This window comes from Kocuria massiliensis (genome assembly GCF_900169715.1).
GTDB classification, from domain to species: Bacteria; Actinomycetota; Actinomycetes; order Actinomycetales; family Micrococcaceae; genus Rothia; species Rothia massiliensis.
In genome coordinates, this window is record NZ_LT835159.1 from 229,312 (window position 1) to 245,683 (window position 16,372).

At 63.3% G+C, this 16,372-nt stretch carries 16 protein-coding genes, 1 pseudogene and 1 riboswitch; of the genes and pseudogenes, 12 read left to right on the plus strand and 5 right to left on the minus strand.

All coding sequences use genetic code 11. The features are described 5' to 3' along the window. Positions 1 to 47: 47 nt before the first annotated feature. Positions 48 to 491 carry a DoxX family protein gene (locus B9Y51_RS01290; protein ID WP_238651079.1) on the plus strand — a complete coding sequence of 148 codons (444 nt, stop codon included), beginning with the start codon at positions 48 to 50 and terminating at the stop codon, positions 489 to 491. Between the two features lie 50 nt (positions 492 to 541). Then, the gene (locus B9Y51_RS01295; protein WP_085528523.1) at positions 542 to 1,393 is read left to right on the plus strand and encodes a rhomboid-like protein; all 852 of its coding nucleotides are present in this window, start codon (positions 542 to 544) and stop codon (positions 1,391 to 1,393) included. Here the strand turns inward: B9Y51_RS01295 and B9Y51_RS01300 are convergent. The 3 genes from B9Y51_RS01300 to B9Y51_RS01310 all read right to left on the minus strand — a co-directional run bounded on the left by B9Y51_RS01300 (position 1,390) and on the right by B9Y51_RS01310 (position 3,909). Then, positions 1,390 to 2,289, minus strand: coding sequence for a VOC family protein (locus tag B9Y51_RS01300; RefSeq protein ID WP_085528524.1), 900 nt, complete (start codon positions 2,287 to 2,289; stop codon positions 1,390 to 1,392). The genes B9Y51_RS01295 and B9Y51_RS01300 overlap by 4 nt on opposite strands. A 51-nt stretch (positions 2,290 to 2,340) precedes the next feature. Then, positions 2,341 to 3,258 carry a LysR family transcriptional regulator gene (locus B9Y51_RS01305; protein WP_085528525.1) on the minus strand — a complete coding sequence of 306 codons (918 nt, stop codon included), beginning with the start codon at positions 3,256 to 3,258 and terminating at the stop codon, positions 2,341 to 2,343. Positions 3,259 to 3,348: 90 nt separating this feature from the next. Then, on the minus strand, positions 3,349 to 3,909 hold the full coding sequence (locus B9Y51_RS01310; RefSeq protein WP_048682200.1) for a pyridoxine/pyridoxamine 5'-phosphate oxidase: 561 nt from the start codon (positions 3,907 to 3,909) through the stop codon (positions 3,349 to 3,351). A gap of 767 nt (positions 3,910 to 4,676) precedes the next feature. Further along, positions 4,677 to 4,769, plus strand: a riboswitch (TPP riboswitch). Between B9Y51_RS01310 and thiM the strand changes: the two genes are divergently transcribed. The 4 genes from thiM (at position 4,760) to B9Y51_RS01330 (ending at position 7,975) form a co-directional block, all read left to right on the plus strand. Further along, positions 4,760 to 5,596, plus strand: coding sequence for a hydroxyethylthiazole kinase (gene thiM, locus B9Y51_RS01315; RefSeq protein WP_085528564.1), 837 nt, complete (start codon positions 4,760 to 4,762; stop codon positions 5,594 to 5,596). Its footprint overlaps the riboswitch before it by 10 nt. Further along, a complete protein-coding gene (gene thiE / locus B9Y51_RS01320; RefSeq protein WP_085528526.1) occupies positions 5,593 to 6,279 on the plus strand; it encodes a thiamine phosphate synthase in 687 nt (228 codons plus the stop codon). The genes thiM and thiE overlap by 4 nt, the downstream gene beginning before the upstream one ends. Next, positions 6,279 to 7,259, plus strand: a complete 981-nt coding sequence (thiD, locus tag B9Y51_RS01325) for a bifunctional hydroxymethylpyrimidine kinase/phosphomethylpyrimidine kinase (RefSeq protein WP_085528527.1) — start codon at positions 6,279 to 6,281, stop codon at positions 7,257 to 7,259. The genes thiE and thiD overlap by 1 nt, the downstream gene beginning before the upstream one ends. A gap of 23 nt (positions 7,260 to 7,282) precedes the next feature. Beyond that, positions 7,283 to 7,975, plus strand: coding sequence for a TenA family protein (locus B9Y51_RS01330; protein WP_218189190.1), 693 nt, complete (start codon positions 7,283 to 7,285; stop codon positions 7,973 to 7,975). A 25-nt stretch (positions 7,976 to 8,000) separates the two neighbouring features. Here the strand turns inward: B9Y51_RS01330 and B9Y51_RS01335 are convergent, their stop codons facing one another. Then, positions 8,001 to 8,462: a universal stress protein gene (locus B9Y51_RS01335; RefSeq protein WP_048682186.1), complete on the minus strand. Its 462-nt coding sequence runs from the start codon at positions 8,460 to 8,462 to the stop codon at positions 8,001 to 8,003. Between the two features lie 49 nt (positions 8,463 to 8,511). Continuing rightward, positions 8,512 to 10,037: pseudogene (locus tag B9Y51_RS01340) on the minus strand (CitMHS family transporter). 150 nt (positions 10,038 to 10,187) lie between these two features. Here B9Y51_RS01340 and B9Y51_RS01345 point away from each other — a divergent pair. The 6 genes from B9Y51_RS01345 (at position 10,188) to B9Y51_RS01370 (ending at position 16,368) form a co-directional block, all read left to right on the plus strand. Further along, positions 10,188 to 11,849: a sensor histidine kinase gene (locus tag B9Y51_RS01345; protein ID WP_085528528.1), complete on the plus strand. Its 1,662-nt coding sequence runs from the start codon at positions 10,188 to 10,190 to the stop codon at positions 11,847 to 11,849. After that, positions 11,846 to 12,511 (plus strand): response regulator, encoded by a 666-nt coding sequence (locus B9Y51_RS01350; RefSeq protein ID WP_048682178.1) that lies wholly within the window; start codon positions 11,846 to 11,848, stop codon positions 12,509 to 12,511. Before B9Y51_RS01345 ends, B9Y51_RS01350 begins: the two co-directional genes overlap by 4 nt. Continuing rightward, entirely contained in the window at positions 12,511 to 13,467 is a 957-nt protein-coding gene (locus B9Y51_RS01355) for a GDSL-type esterase/lipase family protein (RefSeq protein ID WP_085528529.1), read from the plus strand. Before B9Y51_RS01350 ends, B9Y51_RS01355 begins: the two co-directional genes overlap by 1 nt. Positions 13,468 to 13,635: 168 nt before the next feature. Next, the gene (locus B9Y51_RS01360) at positions 13,636 to 14,268 is read left to right on the plus strand and encodes a superoxide dismutase (protein ID WP_048682171.1); all 633 of its coding nucleotides are present in this window, start codon (positions 13,636 to 13,638) and stop codon (positions 14,266 to 14,268) included. Between the two features lie 148 nt (positions 14,269 to 14,416). After that, positions 14,417 to 15,778 (plus strand): aldehyde dehydrogenase family protein, encoded by a 1,362-nt coding sequence (locus B9Y51_RS01365; protein ID WP_085528530.1) that lies wholly within the window; start codon positions 14,417 to 14,419, stop codon positions 15,776 to 15,778. 107 nt (positions 15,779 to 15,885) lie between these two features. Beyond that, positions 15,886 to 16,368 carry a pyridoxamine 5'-phosphate oxidase family protein gene (locus tag B9Y51_RS01370; protein WP_085528531.1) on the plus strand — a complete coding sequence of 161 codons (483 nt, stop codon included), beginning with the start codon at positions 15,886 to 15,888 and terminating at the stop codon, positions 16,366 to 16,368. Positions 16,369 to 16,372 lie beyond the last annotated feature (4 nt).

A 16,372-nucleotide genomic window follows, 5' to 3' on the forward strand; every position in this document is an offset into this window, starting at 1 on the left:
CGATCCTCCCGGTTCACGAGCCAAAACTTTATCCGTAAAGTGATGTGATGATGAGTTACTCCAACACCTCTTCCCTGTCAGCCCCGCTGGGTTTGCTCCTCCTCCGCGTCGGTCTCGGCGTCGTATTCCTGATGCACGGTTTGCAGAAAATCAATGAGTGGACGATTGACGGCACGGCATCGAATTTTCAGCAGATGGGAATTCCTTCACCCGAGATTGCCGCGACCATGGCGGCATACGCCGAATTGGCCGGCGGGATTGCGCTGATCGTGGGCCTGCTTTCTCGCATCGCGGGTCTGGTCCTCGCCGTGGACATGTTCGGTGCCATTTATTTTGCGCACGGTTCTCACGGTTTCTTTTCCTCCGGAGGCGGCTATGAATTCCCGCTCGTGCTCGCGCTGGCGAGCCTCGCAGTCTTCCTGTTGGGGCCTGGACGTTTCGCGATTGCCGGTGGCCTAGAAAACCGACGAGGATGGGGAATCTTCGCCTGACCTGCGGCGTCGTCCGCTGAGTCGCTTCTCGTGCGACTAATATTCGGAGCATGCTTCTGACCCTGATCCGTATGGCCACCGCGATCCTGATCGTGTTTGTGATCGTTTCCCTGGCTAACGATTGGCGCCTGACCCGGCCCATCGCGAATCTGTGGCGTCGTCATAGTGGATACGTGCGGTGGTATATCACCAGCGCGCCGGCCACATATATCTACATGTTCATCTTGATCATCACCACATGGGTACTCCTGGGAATGCCGGAATTCGCCCGGGATGATTTTCTCAAGGGTCAGTCCACGAACCTTCAGCATTTGACCACCAACCCGATTCGCGCGTTAGTGCGTAGCGCCTTCTTCGTGTCGAGCGCCGAGTTGCTCACGTGGGTAGCGCTCTTCGGACTGTTGTTGGCCCCGGCCGAACGGTGGCTGGGTACAGCTCGCACCATCGCGGTTTTCGCGGTGGGGCATGTTGTGTCCACGGCGGGTGCCGCCCTCGACGTGTGGATTCACATCCGCTATTTCCATTTTTCGGAACGGCTGTGGAATGTCGAGGACACCGGCGCGAGCTACGGATTCATGTCGCTCGCGGCCCTGTTGTTCTACCGCCTGCGCGGGTGGACGCGGTGGGTCCTCGGCGCCGCGCTGGCCGTGGTGCTGGTGTATGGGGCGATTGAGGGGACCGGATTCACGGCTCGGGGGCATGCCATCGCGGTCCTCCTGGGGCTGGCGTTGTATCCGATGTCGCGTGTGCCCGACGTCGTGGCCCGGCTCGGTACCGGTCGAAGCATCGTCGATCTGTGGAAGCGCCGGACGGCGGACGGCTCCGCCGACACCCGGGCAGAGTTTGCCGCGGCCTCACGAGCCCGCCGTGCGCGGTCGGGACGCCGCCAAGCCGACACCTAAAAGTCAGAGATCTGGATTTTCCCCATCGACATCAGATGTTCGTAGGCGTGGGGGCGTGACATGAGTTCCCCCAGGTTTTCGGGAACGACTTGCCAGCTCAGCCCAAACTGATCCTTGCACCAACCGCACGCGACGGCGTCGGGGTGGGCGCTCAAGGTATCCCACAGGCGGTCGATTTCTTGCTGGTCGGGAGCTTCCACCATCAGCGAGAATCCCTCGGTGAAGGTGAAGTCCTGGTCCACACCCGAATCCATTGCGGTGAACCACGTGCCAGTCTCCGCGTCACCGAGGCGGAAATCCGAGAACATGACGGAGCCTTGTTTCGCCGGACCGGTGGGCTCGGGATATTCAGCGCGGTTGCCCATGACCGACCCCGGAAAGAGCTGGAGGTATTCGGCGGTGGCTTCGGCCGCGCGATTTTGGGCGGGGCCACAAAACATCAGGGCCGGCATAAGGAACGGTCGCGGTTCGCCCTCGGGGTTGGTCAGGATCAATTGCCAGCTCACGCCGTATTGGTCCTCAACCCAGGCGTATTGCGGGGAGAAGGGATATTCCCCCAGAGGCATGAGTTCGCGTCCGCCCTCGGACAACACAGCGTGGACCTCCTGGAGGTAGTCCGCCGCGTCGTCGATGCGCGAAGGGTCGAAGTTGATCATGAATCCCGCCGCGGGCGTGGGGCGGAATTCGTCACCGGCGTTGATGAGAGTGAGCGGGAGGTCATGGATTCGCAGACTCACCGTGAGAGTCTTGCCGGCCATCGGCCGTTGAAAGTCGAGGAGTCCTTCGGTGGGGTAGGTCTGTCGGGACGTGATCTCGACGTCGCGAAAGGCCTTCGCGTAAAATTCGGCGGTTTCATCCGCGCGGCCGTTCGACCAGATATTGGGGGTGATGGTCATGACCAAGATCCTTACACTCGCCGACCGGCGGGAGCGCCTGCCGTTGGGCTTTCAGACTATTCCGATATCGGCTCGGTTGATAGGGCCACGTGAAACTTTGAACGAATCTTCCGGACGGGGGCGTTCGGGCAGATGAGCGACGGCGGCCGTGTGGAACGCACGGACCAGCGGGTTCTCCTCGCCGCGGAGCCACGCGAGGCACAGCGGGACGGGCGGCGCGTCGTCGAGCGGAATGGACACGACGCCGGTATGACCGTGCGACGCCATCGCGGATCGGGGCGTGGCGCCCACGCCCCGTCCTGAAGCCACCAAGGCGGCCCACTCGTCGTAGTTATGACATTCGAGGATGGTGCGTGGGCGATGAGGGTCATCCCACAGCGTCGGCCGGGTGTTTCCATTGACCGTGTTGACCACGAGCGGGTATTGGCCGAGCTCGTTCCATGAGATCGACGTGCGGTGCGCGAGGGGGCTCCGGGTGCTCACGGCCGCGACGCGGACTTCTCCGGCGAGCTCGACGCATTCGACCTCCTCTGAGGAGATGTCACGGCGACTCAGAGCGACGTCGACGGCCTTGTCCAGAAGCGCGGCGTGAATGTCGTCTCGCCGCGAGAGCCGCAGGCCAACGCCCGTGGACGCCTCGAATTGCGCCGTGGTCCGGGAAAACCACGGGTCCGGCAAGGCCCAAGGGAAGCCGACGCGAAATTCTGGTTCCCGGGACACCTCAGCCAGCGCGGCCTGGACGTCCCGCAGGATTTTGCGAGATCTCTGGAGCAGCACCTCGCCCGGTGCAGTGAGGCGGACCGAGCGAGAGGTGCGGACCATCAGAGTCACACCGAGCCGCGTTTCGAGCTGTTGGATGGTTCGACTGAGCGCGGGTTGGGTGATGTGCAGTACCCGAGCAGCTTGGGTGAAAGATCGATGCTCGCCCACGGCTTCGAGAGCTCGGAGGTGACGCAATTCGATGTTCATGACGCCACAGCATAGCCGTCGTGCCTGGTCACGGGTCTGTCAGTGAAGTGAGGGGGCGGCGATTCCTCGGCGGCTCAACGACTGGGCGTCTCAGCCAGCTGGGGTGGTGACCACGCCGTGTTGCCAGTGGTGATCCTCACGGCGGTATTCGATGCGCGTATGGTTTCGGTCTTCGCGGGCCTGCATGAATTCCACCTCCCGCGGCTCCAGGGCGTAGAGCTGCCAGTCCGGATTGGGCGATCCGTCGTAACTCGGGCGTCCTTCCCAATCTCGTTCCGACTCTTCCCGGCTGAGGGGGTGGACGACGCCGGTGACACGCACCTGCCGTCCCGACTCGCGCCAGAAGAAGATCATGGACGCGCGTGGGTCCGCATCGAGCTGCTGCCCCTTGCGGGACGTGCGATGGGTGGAGAAGTGGAAGCCGCGATCGTCAATGTCCTTGACGATGAGGGTTCGACCCACGGGGGTGCCGTCGTTATCGACCGTCGTGAAGGTCATGGCATGGGGCTGCCGTTGCCCCGAGGCGATGGCTTCTTGGAACCACTCAGAAAACAACTGGTGTGGATCTGAGGGCACGTGATCCGGGTCGAGGGTCGGCAAGGGCTTGGGGAAGGACGGTAGGGAACTCAACTGGTCGCTCAGAGTGGACATATCTCGATGCTAAGTGGAGAGCACAGGCTGCGCGAGGGTGGATTGGCCATCGGCATCGGTCCATGACGGACGGTTATGGGCGAGATCTACACAAGCGGTGGAGAAAGTTATCCACAGGTGTGCATAACGGTGTGTACAACTCGAATATCTGTCCTACAAACGGGCTTCACGCACGGGGAGGGCCCCGGCGATCAGGCCATTTCCAGGGTGCGTCTCGTTCTGCGGATCATCGAACTACGCGTGTGTAACTTGCCCACAGGTGGGGATAACTTCTGTGGATAACGGCGGTCTGAGCGAGCGGAGAATTCGGGCTTCGACGGCGACACCCTTGATTTTCTGGGGAAGTCCTGGGGTGGACGACGTGTGCCTCCACATCTGGTGATCCACAGGGGCTGGGGATAACGTGTCGAGCGTGTCCACCTGGTGTGCACAAAGTTATCCACAGGTGGGGAAAAGTGGGTAGTTCTGACGGCGAATGTCCCTGAACGGCTCGACACGGTGAGCCTGAGAGCGACACAGTACCGGCGGGCGAGCGCCGTCATTTCAACGAAGGAACGAGCGTCGGCATTCTTCCCGAGGGCCAGGGTCGTGAAATCACATCGAGAGGAGTCACAGCCATGTAAGTTCTCCACATTGTGGAGAAGCGCTGTGGATAACCATGTTCGAAGAGTGGGTTGTCCCCAATGGAGCTTCATATCGAAGGAGGCCTCAGGGGCCGGGCAAGAGTGTGGCGTTAGAGTGAATACGTGACGCAAAGGGGCGTTCACACCAGTGACAAGGGGTGCCCTGCCGGGCTGAGAACACACCCTTGGAACCTGATCTAGCCAGAACTAGCGAAGGGATCGTCACCGTGACAGATTCACCACAGCATCGCTCACAGACCGCCGCCATTGTTGAGTGTGCCCAGGAGGTGCGCGCAACTGCGCCGCTGGTGCATTGCCTGACCAATTCCGTGGTCAAGGAGATCACCGCGAACGTCTTGCTGGCGGCCGGAGCTTCCCCCGCGATGGTCGAGCACCCGGAAGAAGCTCGCGTGTTTGCCGGCATCGCGAACGGTCTTCTTGTGAACGTCGGCACCATCTCGGAGGAACAGACGGACGCCATCCGTGCCGCCGTCGCCACCGCCAACGCACAGGGTGTCCCGTGGGTTCTGGACCCCGTCGCCGTCGGGGGCCTTCCGCAACGCACGGAGCTGGCCCGGGAACTCCTCGACCTGAAGCCCACCGCGATCCGTGGCAATGCGAGCGAAGTCGTGGCCCTCGCGGGATTGGGGCAGGGCGGACGCGGCGTTGACTCGACCGAGTCCGTGGAGTCAGCGCGCGAAGCCGCCGAAGCTCTCGCACGGCGGACTGGCGGCGTGGTCGCCGTTTCGGGGGAGCGCGACCTCATTGCCTCATCCGGTCGTGTGACCCGTTTGACCAGCGGGCATTCCCTGATGCCGCTCGTGATTGGCACCGGTTGTTCGCTGGGTGCCGCCGTCGCCGCGTATCTCGGCGCTGCGCGTTCATCCGGTATGTCGGACCACGACGCCGTCGTGGCCGCTCACGCCCACCTAGGGGCGGCGGGCACGGTGGCCGGCCGATCCGCCGAGGGCCCCGGGTCCTTTCACGTTCGGTGGTTGGATGCCCTGCATGCGCTGTCTCCGGAAGAGATCGCGCAGGTGGTCGGGCTGGAGGACGCGGCATGATCCCCTCAGGAGTGGATCTCTCCCTGTATTTCGTCACGGACACCACACTCTGTGGCGGCCTCGAAAAAGTTCCGGGCGTAGTCTACGAGGCCGTGATGGGCGGCGTCGGGGTGGTGCAGGTTCGGGATAAGCACCTCGACGACGGCGCCTTCGCCCAGCTGGCGAGCGCCTGTGCCCGGGCCGTGGCGCAGGCCAACCAAGATTCCGGTCGCACAGCCCGCACGGTGGTCAACGACCGACTCTCCATTGCCGCAGACCTCGGCCTCGACGTTCACGTGGGTCAATCCGACGCCGCAGCCGAACGAGCCCGAGAAACGCTGGGGGAGTCCGCGATGATCGGGCTGTCGGTGTCGACCCCCGAACAGGCGCGGGCAGCTGTGGACTCCGGGCACGCGGATCTCGTGGGAATCGGGCCCGCCTGGGCCACACCCACCAAAACGGACGCCGCGAAACCACTCGGACCGGAAGGAGTCGCCGAATGCGCGCGGATTGCCCGGGGCGGCGGAATGGCCAGCGTGGTGATCGGCGGCGTCAATGCCCACACGGCTGGTTCATTGGCCGGGGTGCCGGCAGATGGTCTGTGCGTGGTCTCGGCCATCGCGTCGGCGGATGATCCCCGGAGGGCAGCCTCAGAACTCCTCCGCCTCTCGCAGAACACCCTTGATCGAAAGGACCTCCGCTGATGCGCCCGCCGATTGCTCTCTCGATCGCTGGATCTGACCCCTCGGGTGGGGCTGGGACCCTAGCGGATCTCAAGACCTTCGCCGCTGTGGGAGCGTATGGTTGCGCCTGCACCACCTCCTTGACCAGCCAGAACACTCTCGGCGTGCAGAGTGTGCATGGTATCGACGCGGAGGTCGTGGTCTCCCAAGTTGAATCGGTGATTGACGATCTTCCCGTGGACGCCACCAAGATCGGGATGTTGGGTTCGGCCGAGACCGTTCGACATCTCGCACGGATGATCGCATCTCGTCGCCGCGATTTCGGCGTCGTCGTGCTGGATCCCGTGATGGTTGCGACCAGCGGCGACCCCCTTCTGGCCCCCGATGCCGACGCCGCCTTGCGCGATGAACTCGTGCCGTTGGCGGACGTCATCACCCCGAACCTCCCCGAAGGGGCGCGTCTGCTGGGGCGGCCCGACGACGTCGCCACCTCCCTCGCCGCCGTGCGTGAACAGGCCATCGAATTGCTCGCGCTGGGGCCTCGGGCGATTCTCCTCAAGGGTGGGCATCTCGCGGACGCTCAGGCCGTGGACGTCTTGGCGATGAATCCGAGCTGGGCTCCCGGTGGTCGGGCCCGGGTCTCGGAGCCGGTGATTCGGGAATTCACCTCTCCACGCATCGAGACCCGCAATACGCATGGAACGGGGTGTACGTTGTCGTCGGCGATCGCCGCCTATGCCGCCCGGCATGCGATGCCCGTGGACCCGCGTACAGCGTCCGGTCTTGAGGAAGCCGCCCCGAATGTGGAAAGTTCAGGCGCCGATACGGTCCCCGAGCAGTCCGATGCCCTACGCCCGGTGGACGACGACGCCCTCGTCGAGGCCGTGCGGCGCGCGAAAACCTACCTCACCAGGGCGTTACGGGAGGGTGCCGGCTGGGAAATCTCCCGCACCCCTGACCGTGGGCATGGACCGGTCAACCATTTCGCCCCCGAAATATGATGAGCAGCCAAAGAGTGGAGCAGATGATGAACGAGACGACGTGGCGCACCGGACCCTTCACCGGGAAGCTGTGGAGCGATGCATCGGAGATCATGGCGCGGGTCCGCGGCCTCGCGTTCCTCAACGAATTGGCCGAGGGGACTCTGGACCCTCACACCTTTGCGCATTACATCCAGCAGGACGAGTTCTACCTGGCGAATTACTCGCGGGCGATGGCGGTGCTGGCCTCCCGTGCGCCGTCTGGCGAAGCCGCCGAGTTTTGGGCCGGATCTGCGAGTACGGCGGTTGCCGAGGAAAAGGTGCTGCACGAGCAGCTCTTGGCCGATGAACGGCTGAAGAATATCGACCTTCCCGAGGTCCCCTCGGCGACGACGCGTGGCTACATGTACACCTTGCTCGCAGCTTGCGCGTACGAACCCTACGAGGTGGGAGCCGCGGCGGTCCTCCCGTGTTTTTGGATTTACGCGCAAGTGGGCCGCGAGCTCGCGGCCCGGGCGAGCGCCATCGCCGGGCACCCTTATGGCCGTTGGGTGCAGGAGTACGACGATCCGGAGTTCGCCGAAGCCACTCAACGCGCCATTGATCTCGTGGAACAAGCAGCGGAAGGTGCCACCGAAAAGGTCCGTGAGCGGATGCGGGACGTCTTTCTGGATGCGTCACGCTACGAGGAGATGTTTTGGGACGCGGCGTACCGGCGGGAGAGCTGGACGCTCTGAACCGCCGGCGCGCCGCGTCGAGAGGCTATTTGACCGTCAGAACGGGGCACTCCGCCTCAAGGATGACCCGTTGTGCGCTCGATCCAAGGAACAGCTTCATCACGGGGGAACGTCGTCGCGTCGCCAAGACGATCAAGGAAGCGTGGTGTTCCTCCGCCAGGCCCAAAACTTGCTCCGCGACGTCGTCCCCGGCCCGCTGGATTTCGAATTCCAGACCGGCCTCGATGATCTGTAGCGAGATTTCCTTGACCTGATCGATCCTGCCGGCTGCCGGTCCCGCGGTGTTGTCGGTCGCGTACACGACCACGCGCAACGCCGCCTTGGCCCGCTCGGCCGCTGCGATCGCCTCCTGGAGAACCCGCGGGCTCGCATCGGTGCGATACCCGACGACGATGCTTCGGGAGGCCCGGTCGATCGCCTGGGAAGAGGAGACTCTCAAGGAGGGCTCCGCGCCTCGGCGTACCGGCTTGGAATAGAAGTCGGACATGATGTTTACCCTTCTGCGAGTTGCGATTCCTGAGCCTGCCAGATCGGCATTAGCCGAAGGCGATCACGCCCACCAGCATGCCCACCACGAGCATGACCAGGGACACGATCAGCGCACGCCACAGAACCTTCTTGTGGTGGTCGCCCAGCTCGACGCCGGATAGCGAAACCAGCAGCAAGATGGCCGGGACCAGCGGGGACTGCAGGTGGACCGGCTGGCCGGTGATCGATGCGCGTGCCATATCCGTTGCCGGAATGCCGTAGTGGCTGGCGGTTTCGGCGAGGACGGGCAAGATGCCGAAGTAGAAGGCGTCATTGCTCATGAAGAACGTCATCGGGATGGAGAGCACGCCGGTGATCACGGCCATGTACGGACCCATCGACGAGGGGATGATGTCCACGAGCCAGGAGGCCATGTCGTCGACCATTCCGGTGCCGCTCATGACGCCGGTGAGAACGCCCGCGGCCATGACCATCGCGACCACGGAAATCACGGAGGTTGCGTGCGACGCGAGCTCTTCCTGCTGCTCCTTGACGCCACGGAAGTTGACCAAGAGAGCCAAGACCGTGCCAATCATGAACAGGTACGGAAGGGGCAGGATGTCGACGATCAACAGAACCATGATCGCGATCGTCAAGATGAAGTTGAACCAGAACAGGTGCGGGCGCAGCGTCTCGCGGTTGGGGTCCAGGGCCGTGTCCGTCAAGGCGGAGGTGGTCTTGCCCTCGTCTTCGAACTGGTTGATGACCAGAGCCTGAGTCGCTGGGCCAGCGGCCTGGGCGCCTTCGCCCGTGGAGCGTGCCGCGGCGGCGTCGGGACCTTCAGTGCGTGCGGTGCCGCGGCGGCGTCGGGACCTTCAGTGCGTGCGGCCACGGATGCCGCCAATGAGCCGCCGCGCTTGCCGGACTCGCCGGTCTTTTCGGAATCCGAGGACGGCGCGTTAACCCACGCCACGCCCTTGGCCGCGAGACGACGCCGTTCGGAACGACCGAGCATGTAGGAGAAGACCAAGGCGACGATCAGGCCGGCGATGAGTGACGGGACCATGGGGGCAAAGATCGAGTTCGCGTCCACGTGCAAGGCAGAGGCAGCGCGCGCCGTAGGCCCGCCCCACGGGACGATGTTCAACGTTCCGTTGATGAGTCCGGCAACGCAGGTGAGAACCACCGGCGACATTTGCAGCCGCTGGTAGATCGGCAACATAGCGGCGGTGACCACAATGAAGGTGGTCGAGCCGTCGCCGTCCAAGGAGACCGCGCCGGTCAGCAGCGCGGTACCAAAAACGACCTTGACGGGGTCGTTGCCGCAGAATCGAAGGATCACCTCGACGAGTTTGTCGAAGAGGCCGACGTCGATCATGATGCCGAAGTAGATGATCGCGAACAGCAAGAGTGCCGCGGTGGATGACATGGACTCGATGGCGTCCATGACCATGTCGCCGATCCCGAGCCCCGCGCCGGCGAAGAGGCCGAAGATCGTGGGGATCAAAATGAGTGCCAAGACGGGCGACAGCTTCTTGGTCATGATCAGCACCATGAAGACCAGGATCATGGCGAATCCGAGAAGGACTAACACAGGCTTCTCCTTTGAAGAGTGATGTGATGTGGGATACACCCTAGGGAATCGTGAGAGTTCTTCGCCCCCTTGTGCTCACTGATCCCGTTCTGATCGTTTCGCGCCTTATGCGCATTTTGCTCAAACTCTTGTAAACCGTAGGCTTTGTGCATGTCCCGCCCATCGGATTCCTTCTCGCGCCGCGTCCTCACGAGCCAGCTGGCCGTGATCATCGTCGTGCTCACGTTGGCGGCCGGGATCTTTGCCTGGCTGGGAATCCGTAACGTCACGGACACCACCGAGACTCAAGCGCTCGCCATAGCCCGCACGCTCTCCACGGACGACGTGGTGGTACAAGCCGCGACCGACGCCAGCACGCAAGGCATCGACCCCCAATCCGCACGTCAGGCCCCAGTTCAAAAGCTCGCTCTGAAAACGGGCGCCGCCAATAAGGTCGACTTCGTGGTGGTCACGGACGATCACGGACTCCGCCTGGCCCACCCGGAGCCGTCACTCATCGGTAAAAAGGTGTCCACTTCACCAGACGCCGCCTTGGCAGGGCACGAGGAGATTACCCACCAAGCCGGCACCCTCGGGGAGACGGTTCGGGCGAAGGTCCCGGTTTATTCGGCCACGGGGGACGGGACCGTGGTCGGCGAAGTGTCGGTCGGCATCAAAACGTCGGCGGTGGGTGCGGACGTCCGGCGAGAGGTCTTGGCCATTGGGGGTCTAGTGGCCGTCGCGCTCGCGGTGGGAGTGGCCGCCTCGGTCGCACTTGGTCGCCGGCTCCGGCGCCAGACCCTCGGCATCGGCCCGGAAGAACTTGCGGAGATGACTCAGCACCAGGAAGCGGTGCTTCGAGGACTCGACGACGGCGTCCTCGGCTTCTCCCCAGAAGGCCGCCTGACCCTCACCAACCAGACGGCGCGACGGCTCTTGGGGCAGGAGGGCGCGACCGAGGACGTCGTCGTCCCCCACGCGATCCAGGGCATGGTGGTCGACGTCCTGGAGCAGGACGTGAGAGAAGGGGACGAGGTCAGCGTGCGACGCCGGGTTGCGGTGGCCGATCGTATCCTCCTGGCCACAGCGGTTCGAGTGCGCCGTGAGGGGATGACGGTGGGAGGCGTCGTGACGTTGAGGGATGAAACGCAAGTGCTCATGATGTCCCGTCAGCTGGAGTCCGTCACGACGATGGCGGATGCCCTCCGTACACAGCGCCACGAATTCGCGAATCGTCTGCACACGGTGATGGGTCTCGTCGGAACCGGGGCATACGCCGAAGCCGAAAGCTATCTGGGCGAGATCCTCCGAACCGGACCTATCGGTGCGCCGGTCCAAGGAATCGAACTCGTGGAGGATCCCTACCTGCGGGCCCTGATCGAGGCCAAGGGGACGACGAGCGCCGAGTCCGGCGTGGACCTCCGGGTTGCGGAGAATTCCCTGATCCTCGGGCGCCTTCGGGAACCCGAGGACGTCACCTTGATCCTCGGCAATCTCATGGATAACGCGGTGCGGGCCGTGGTTCGTGCGGAGGGGGCGTCGAGAGTCGTGGAGGTGCAGTTGATGAGCGATGGGGCCGATCTGCACGCCGTCGTCACGGATTCCGGTGCGGGAATCGACTCGGAAGCCGCCGGCGACCAGGCTTTCGAGAAAGGCATGACCGGTGAGGACCACGAGGAAGATGGCCACGGCCTAGGGATTGGCCTGGCTCTGTGCCGACGCGTGGCCGGCCGGCACGGAGGTCGCGTGTGGCTGCTCGCCCGTCACGACGAACGGTTCGGGGGAGCGAGCTTTGGTGTGGAATTACCGGACGTTTTGGAGGAAATACCATGATCACCGTCCTCGTCCTCGACGACGACCTCTACGTGGGGCAGCTGCATTGTCAGTATGTTTCTGAGGTTCCCGAATTTCAGGTTCTCGAACCGGTCCGAGACCTTCGTTCGGCCAGGGAAGTTCTGGCCGGTGGTGGCGTGGACCTTCTGTTGGCCGACCACGTACTACCCGATGGCCGGGGAGTGGATTTGGTGCGGGAATTCGACGTGGATGCCATCCTTCTCTCGGCGGTGAACGATGCTACGGTCGTGCGCTCCGCTCTGAGGGCGGGTGCCTTGACCTACATTTTCAAGCCGTTCGAGGCGACCTATCTTCAGGGTGTGCTGCGCCGGTACGCGAGGTATCGCCGCATGTGGGATAGGGAACGACTCTCTCAAGCAGACCTCGACCGAGCACTCCGGGCCCTGCACGATGCCTCGAGTGCGAGCGGGCGACACAACACCGCGCCACCCTCGTCCACCACGGCGAAGGTCCTCGAATGTCTCCGGGCCCACGACGGGGTGCTCTCGGCGGTTGACGTTGCGGATGCCGTGGGCATTTCTCGGGCGACGGCGCAACGTCACCTGGCCAAGCTGGCCGGCACTCGAGCGGCGACGGTCAGCCTTCACTACGGTTCCACGGGACGTCCCGAACACCTCTACGCGGCCGCCCCGGAATGGTGATGACTGGCGGTTCTACGGCCCTCGGCGGAACCTGGATATCCTTCTTCCATGCAGAAACTTTTTCCTACGGGACCCTTCAGAATCCAGCGGTCCAGAGCTCCCTATGGGGCGGCACGGTGCCGACGTCGCCCGCGAATCTTCCGGGATTTTCCGTCCAACAGTTGACGATCACCGATCCTGACGTCGTGAAGCTGAGCGGTAGCAAGCAGCACCCCAGCCTCGTCCGGAGTATCGGGGAATCCGTGGACGGCGTCGTCCTGGAGCTCGACGACGATCAGTTGGCGGCCGCCGACCGATACGAAGTGGCCGACTATGCCCGCCGGGACGTCCTCCTGGCGGATGGAACTCACTGCTGGGCCTACGTTCCTGCCCGCCCCCTCGCCGCGGCGCAACGCGTGGTGTTGGGCGGTGACTCCATCGCGTACGGCCAGCACGACCCTGAGGGCGGTTGGGCGCATCGACTCGCCACGGAACTCGAGTTCTATTCATACCCGGACCGGCGGATGTTCAACCTCGCGATCCCCGGGATTTTCTTGACCCAATTGGCGAAACAGCTCCCCGGCGAATTGCCGTGGCGACGTCCGGATACCGTGCTCATCGCGGCCGGCGTCAACGATGTAGCCCGGCCCCTGGATGGCCCGCAGCCGAATCCGGACCTGGAAGCAGCCCTAGATACCCTGAACGAAGCGTGTCGAGAATTGGGTGCGCGCATGGTCGTGTTGAGCCCCATCTGGCTCGACGAAACCCGGCGGAAGACCGTTGGCGGCATGCAATCGACGGTCCGCGCCGTTCACAATGTCGTGGAACGGCAACGCACCTGGTGCGAGGAGCGCACCGTGGATTTCATCGATGCTTGGGAGGCCCTCCAAGACCGTCCCGACCTGCTCGGCGACGGCTTGCACCCCAACGCGGCGGGCCACGCACATCTTTATGAGTACCTCCGCGACCGTCTGTAGGTACCGGCTCATTCGCCGTGGCCGGTGAGGCACTTTGTCCAGGTTCACGGGCGACGTCGTCAAGACTTCCGCTGGCGGCGGAAGATATGACGTTCCCCTAGGAACGCTTGGAACCGCAGTGTTAAGGTCGAAACGGATCTATTAGCTGGATCACCGAAAGGAATGGTTATGGCTGACCAGTACGTACTACCGGATCTTCCCTACGACTACGCAGCTCTTGAGCCCCACATCTCGGCTCGCATCATGGAGTTGCATCACGACAAGCACCACGCGACCTACGTCAAGGGTGCGAACACCGCGCTTCAGAAGCTGGAAGAAGCCCGGTCGGCTGGCGATCTCACCTACGTGAACCAGCTCGAGAAGGACCTTGCTTTCAACCTGGGTGGTCACACCAACCACTCGATCTTCTGGAACAACCTTTCGCCGGACGGAGGCGACAAGCCCACTGGTGAACTCGCCGCCGCCATCGACGATTTCTTCGGTTCCTTCGACGCCTTCCAGAAGCAGTTCACCGCAACTGCCACGGGCGTCCAGGGTTCCGGTTGGGCCGTTCTCGCGTGGGACTCCATCGGAGAACGCCTGAACCTGTTCCAGCTCTACGATCAGCAGGCCGGTAACGTTCCGCTGGGCCAGACCCCGATCCTGCAGCTGGATATGTGGGAGCACGCCTTCTACCTGGACTACCAGAACGTCAAGCCGGACTACGTCAAGGCCTTCTGGAACATCGCCAACTGGGCCGATGCCCAGGCGCGTTTCGACCGTGCTCGTCAGCAGACGAAGGGCCTCATCGTCCCCAACTAGGGATGATCGGTACCCCACGGCAAAGCCCCGCACCCCTTCGGTGCGGGGCTTTTCGCGTCCGAGGGGCATCTCTCATGGTGAACGTTGGTGGAATCGGTGCCATAAAGCGGGAAGAGTCGAGGGCAACCATATTTTCCCGAGGAGGCTTATGTACGCGACCATCAATCCCGCCAATGGCCAGACCACGCGTGAATTCGACGCCGCCACGCGCGACGAAATCGACTTCGCCGTAGAAACCCTCCACAACGGGTTTCAGGCCTCCCGCCACGTATCCCCGGAAGAGCGGGCACCAGCTTTGGTCAAGGCGGCGGAACTCTTCCGGGAACGTGCCGACGAGCTGGCCGCCACGATCACGCAAGAAATGGGCAAACGGAACCGAGACGCCCTGGGCGAGGTAGAGATCGTGGCTCAAATCTTCGAGTACTACGGCACCAAAGGCCCCGAGATGCTCGCCGACCGTCCCGTGGAGGATTCCACCCAGAACGACGTCGTTCAGTATCGCCCGATGGGTGTGCTCCTCGGCATCATGCCCTGGAACTACCCCCTGTATCAGCTGGCTCGATTCGCGGCCCCAAACCTGGTGCTGGGAAACTCCGTGTTGATTAAGCCCGCCCCCTCCACGCCGGCCACCGCGATCGCCTTCGCGGATGTCCTCTCCTCCGCGAGCCTCGGTCCGGATGTGTATCAAACCCTGTTGGCCATGACCGACGACGTCGAAGGCCTGATCAGAGACGAACGCATTGCCGGGGTGTCCTTGACGGGCAGCGAAGGCGCCGGCTCGAAGGTCGCTGCGGTCGCCGGGGAAGAGGTGAAGAAGGTCGTGCTGGAACTCGGGGGATCGGACCCCTTCATCATCTTGGATGAGGAAAACCTCGAGGAGATCGCGGAAGTTGCCGTCGAGGCTCGCATGGAGAATATGGGCCAGGCCTGCAATTCGCCGAAGCGGTTCATCGTGATGGAGGAAGCCTTCGCTCCGTTCGTTGCCGCCGCCAAGCGTCTCCTCGAGAACAATTATCACCCGGGCGATCCGCAGAACGCACAGACGAGTCTTGCGCCGCTCTCCTCCGAAGCCGCCCTAGAGAAAATCGCCGACCAGGTGGACCGGGCCGTGGAACAAGGAGCCACCCTGGAAACGGGCGGTCACCGCCTGGACCGTGAAGGCTTCTACTACGCGCCGACGCTGCTCACCGGCGTGACGCCCGAGATGGACGCGTACCACGAGGAGCTCTTCGGTCCGGTGTTGGTGGTCCACTCGGCCAATAGCGACGAAGAATGCATTCGCCTTGCCAACGACTCCGCTTTTGGGCTCGGTGCCGCCGTATTCGGGGGCGACCCCGAGCGCGCCGAAGCGGTCGGTGAAAGCCTCGAGGTGGGCATGGTGTCCATCAACCGTCCCGAAGGCTCCGAAGCGGAACTCCCCTTCGGAGGTGTGAAGAAGTCCGGAATTGGACGCGAACTGGGCCGTTTGGGTGCGGTGGAATTTGCGAATCAGCGGCTCTTCCGCGCCTAAATCACGACGACGTCCCGCCCCTAGAGCGTTGTGCTGGCGCATGCCCGCTGGTGCGACAAGAATTGGGGGTAGAACCGAGGGGAACCCGCCGCGTGGAAGGAGCCGAAATGGCTGAACTGACTCAAGAGACCGTCGTGGAGATCATGCGAAGCGAACGCTTTGTGATGATGACGTCGGTATCCCAAGAGGACGGACGCCTGCACTCTCACCCCATGAAACCGCAACGGGTCACGGACCATGCCGAAGCCTGGTTCTTCATCGGGTTGGAGAGTTGCCAAGCTGAAGACATCGGCAAGAATCCCGAGGTCAACCTCTCCTTCGCCGAAGCGGGATCGTGGCTGTCCGTATCGGGGCGCGTACGGTTCGAGAATGCGAATCGGGCGATGATCGACGAACTGTGGAACGACAGCGTCGCGGCCTGGTTCGAAGGCGGTAAGGAAGACCCGAACCTGGGTCTCATGCGTTTCGTGGGCGACTCCGCGCGCCTCTGGGGGCGGCCGGGCGGCAAGGTCGCCTCGCTCACGCAGATCGCGAAGTCCAAGCTCGAGGATCGCGTTCCGGACGCGGAAGCGGGAGCTGCTGGTCGCTGACCAG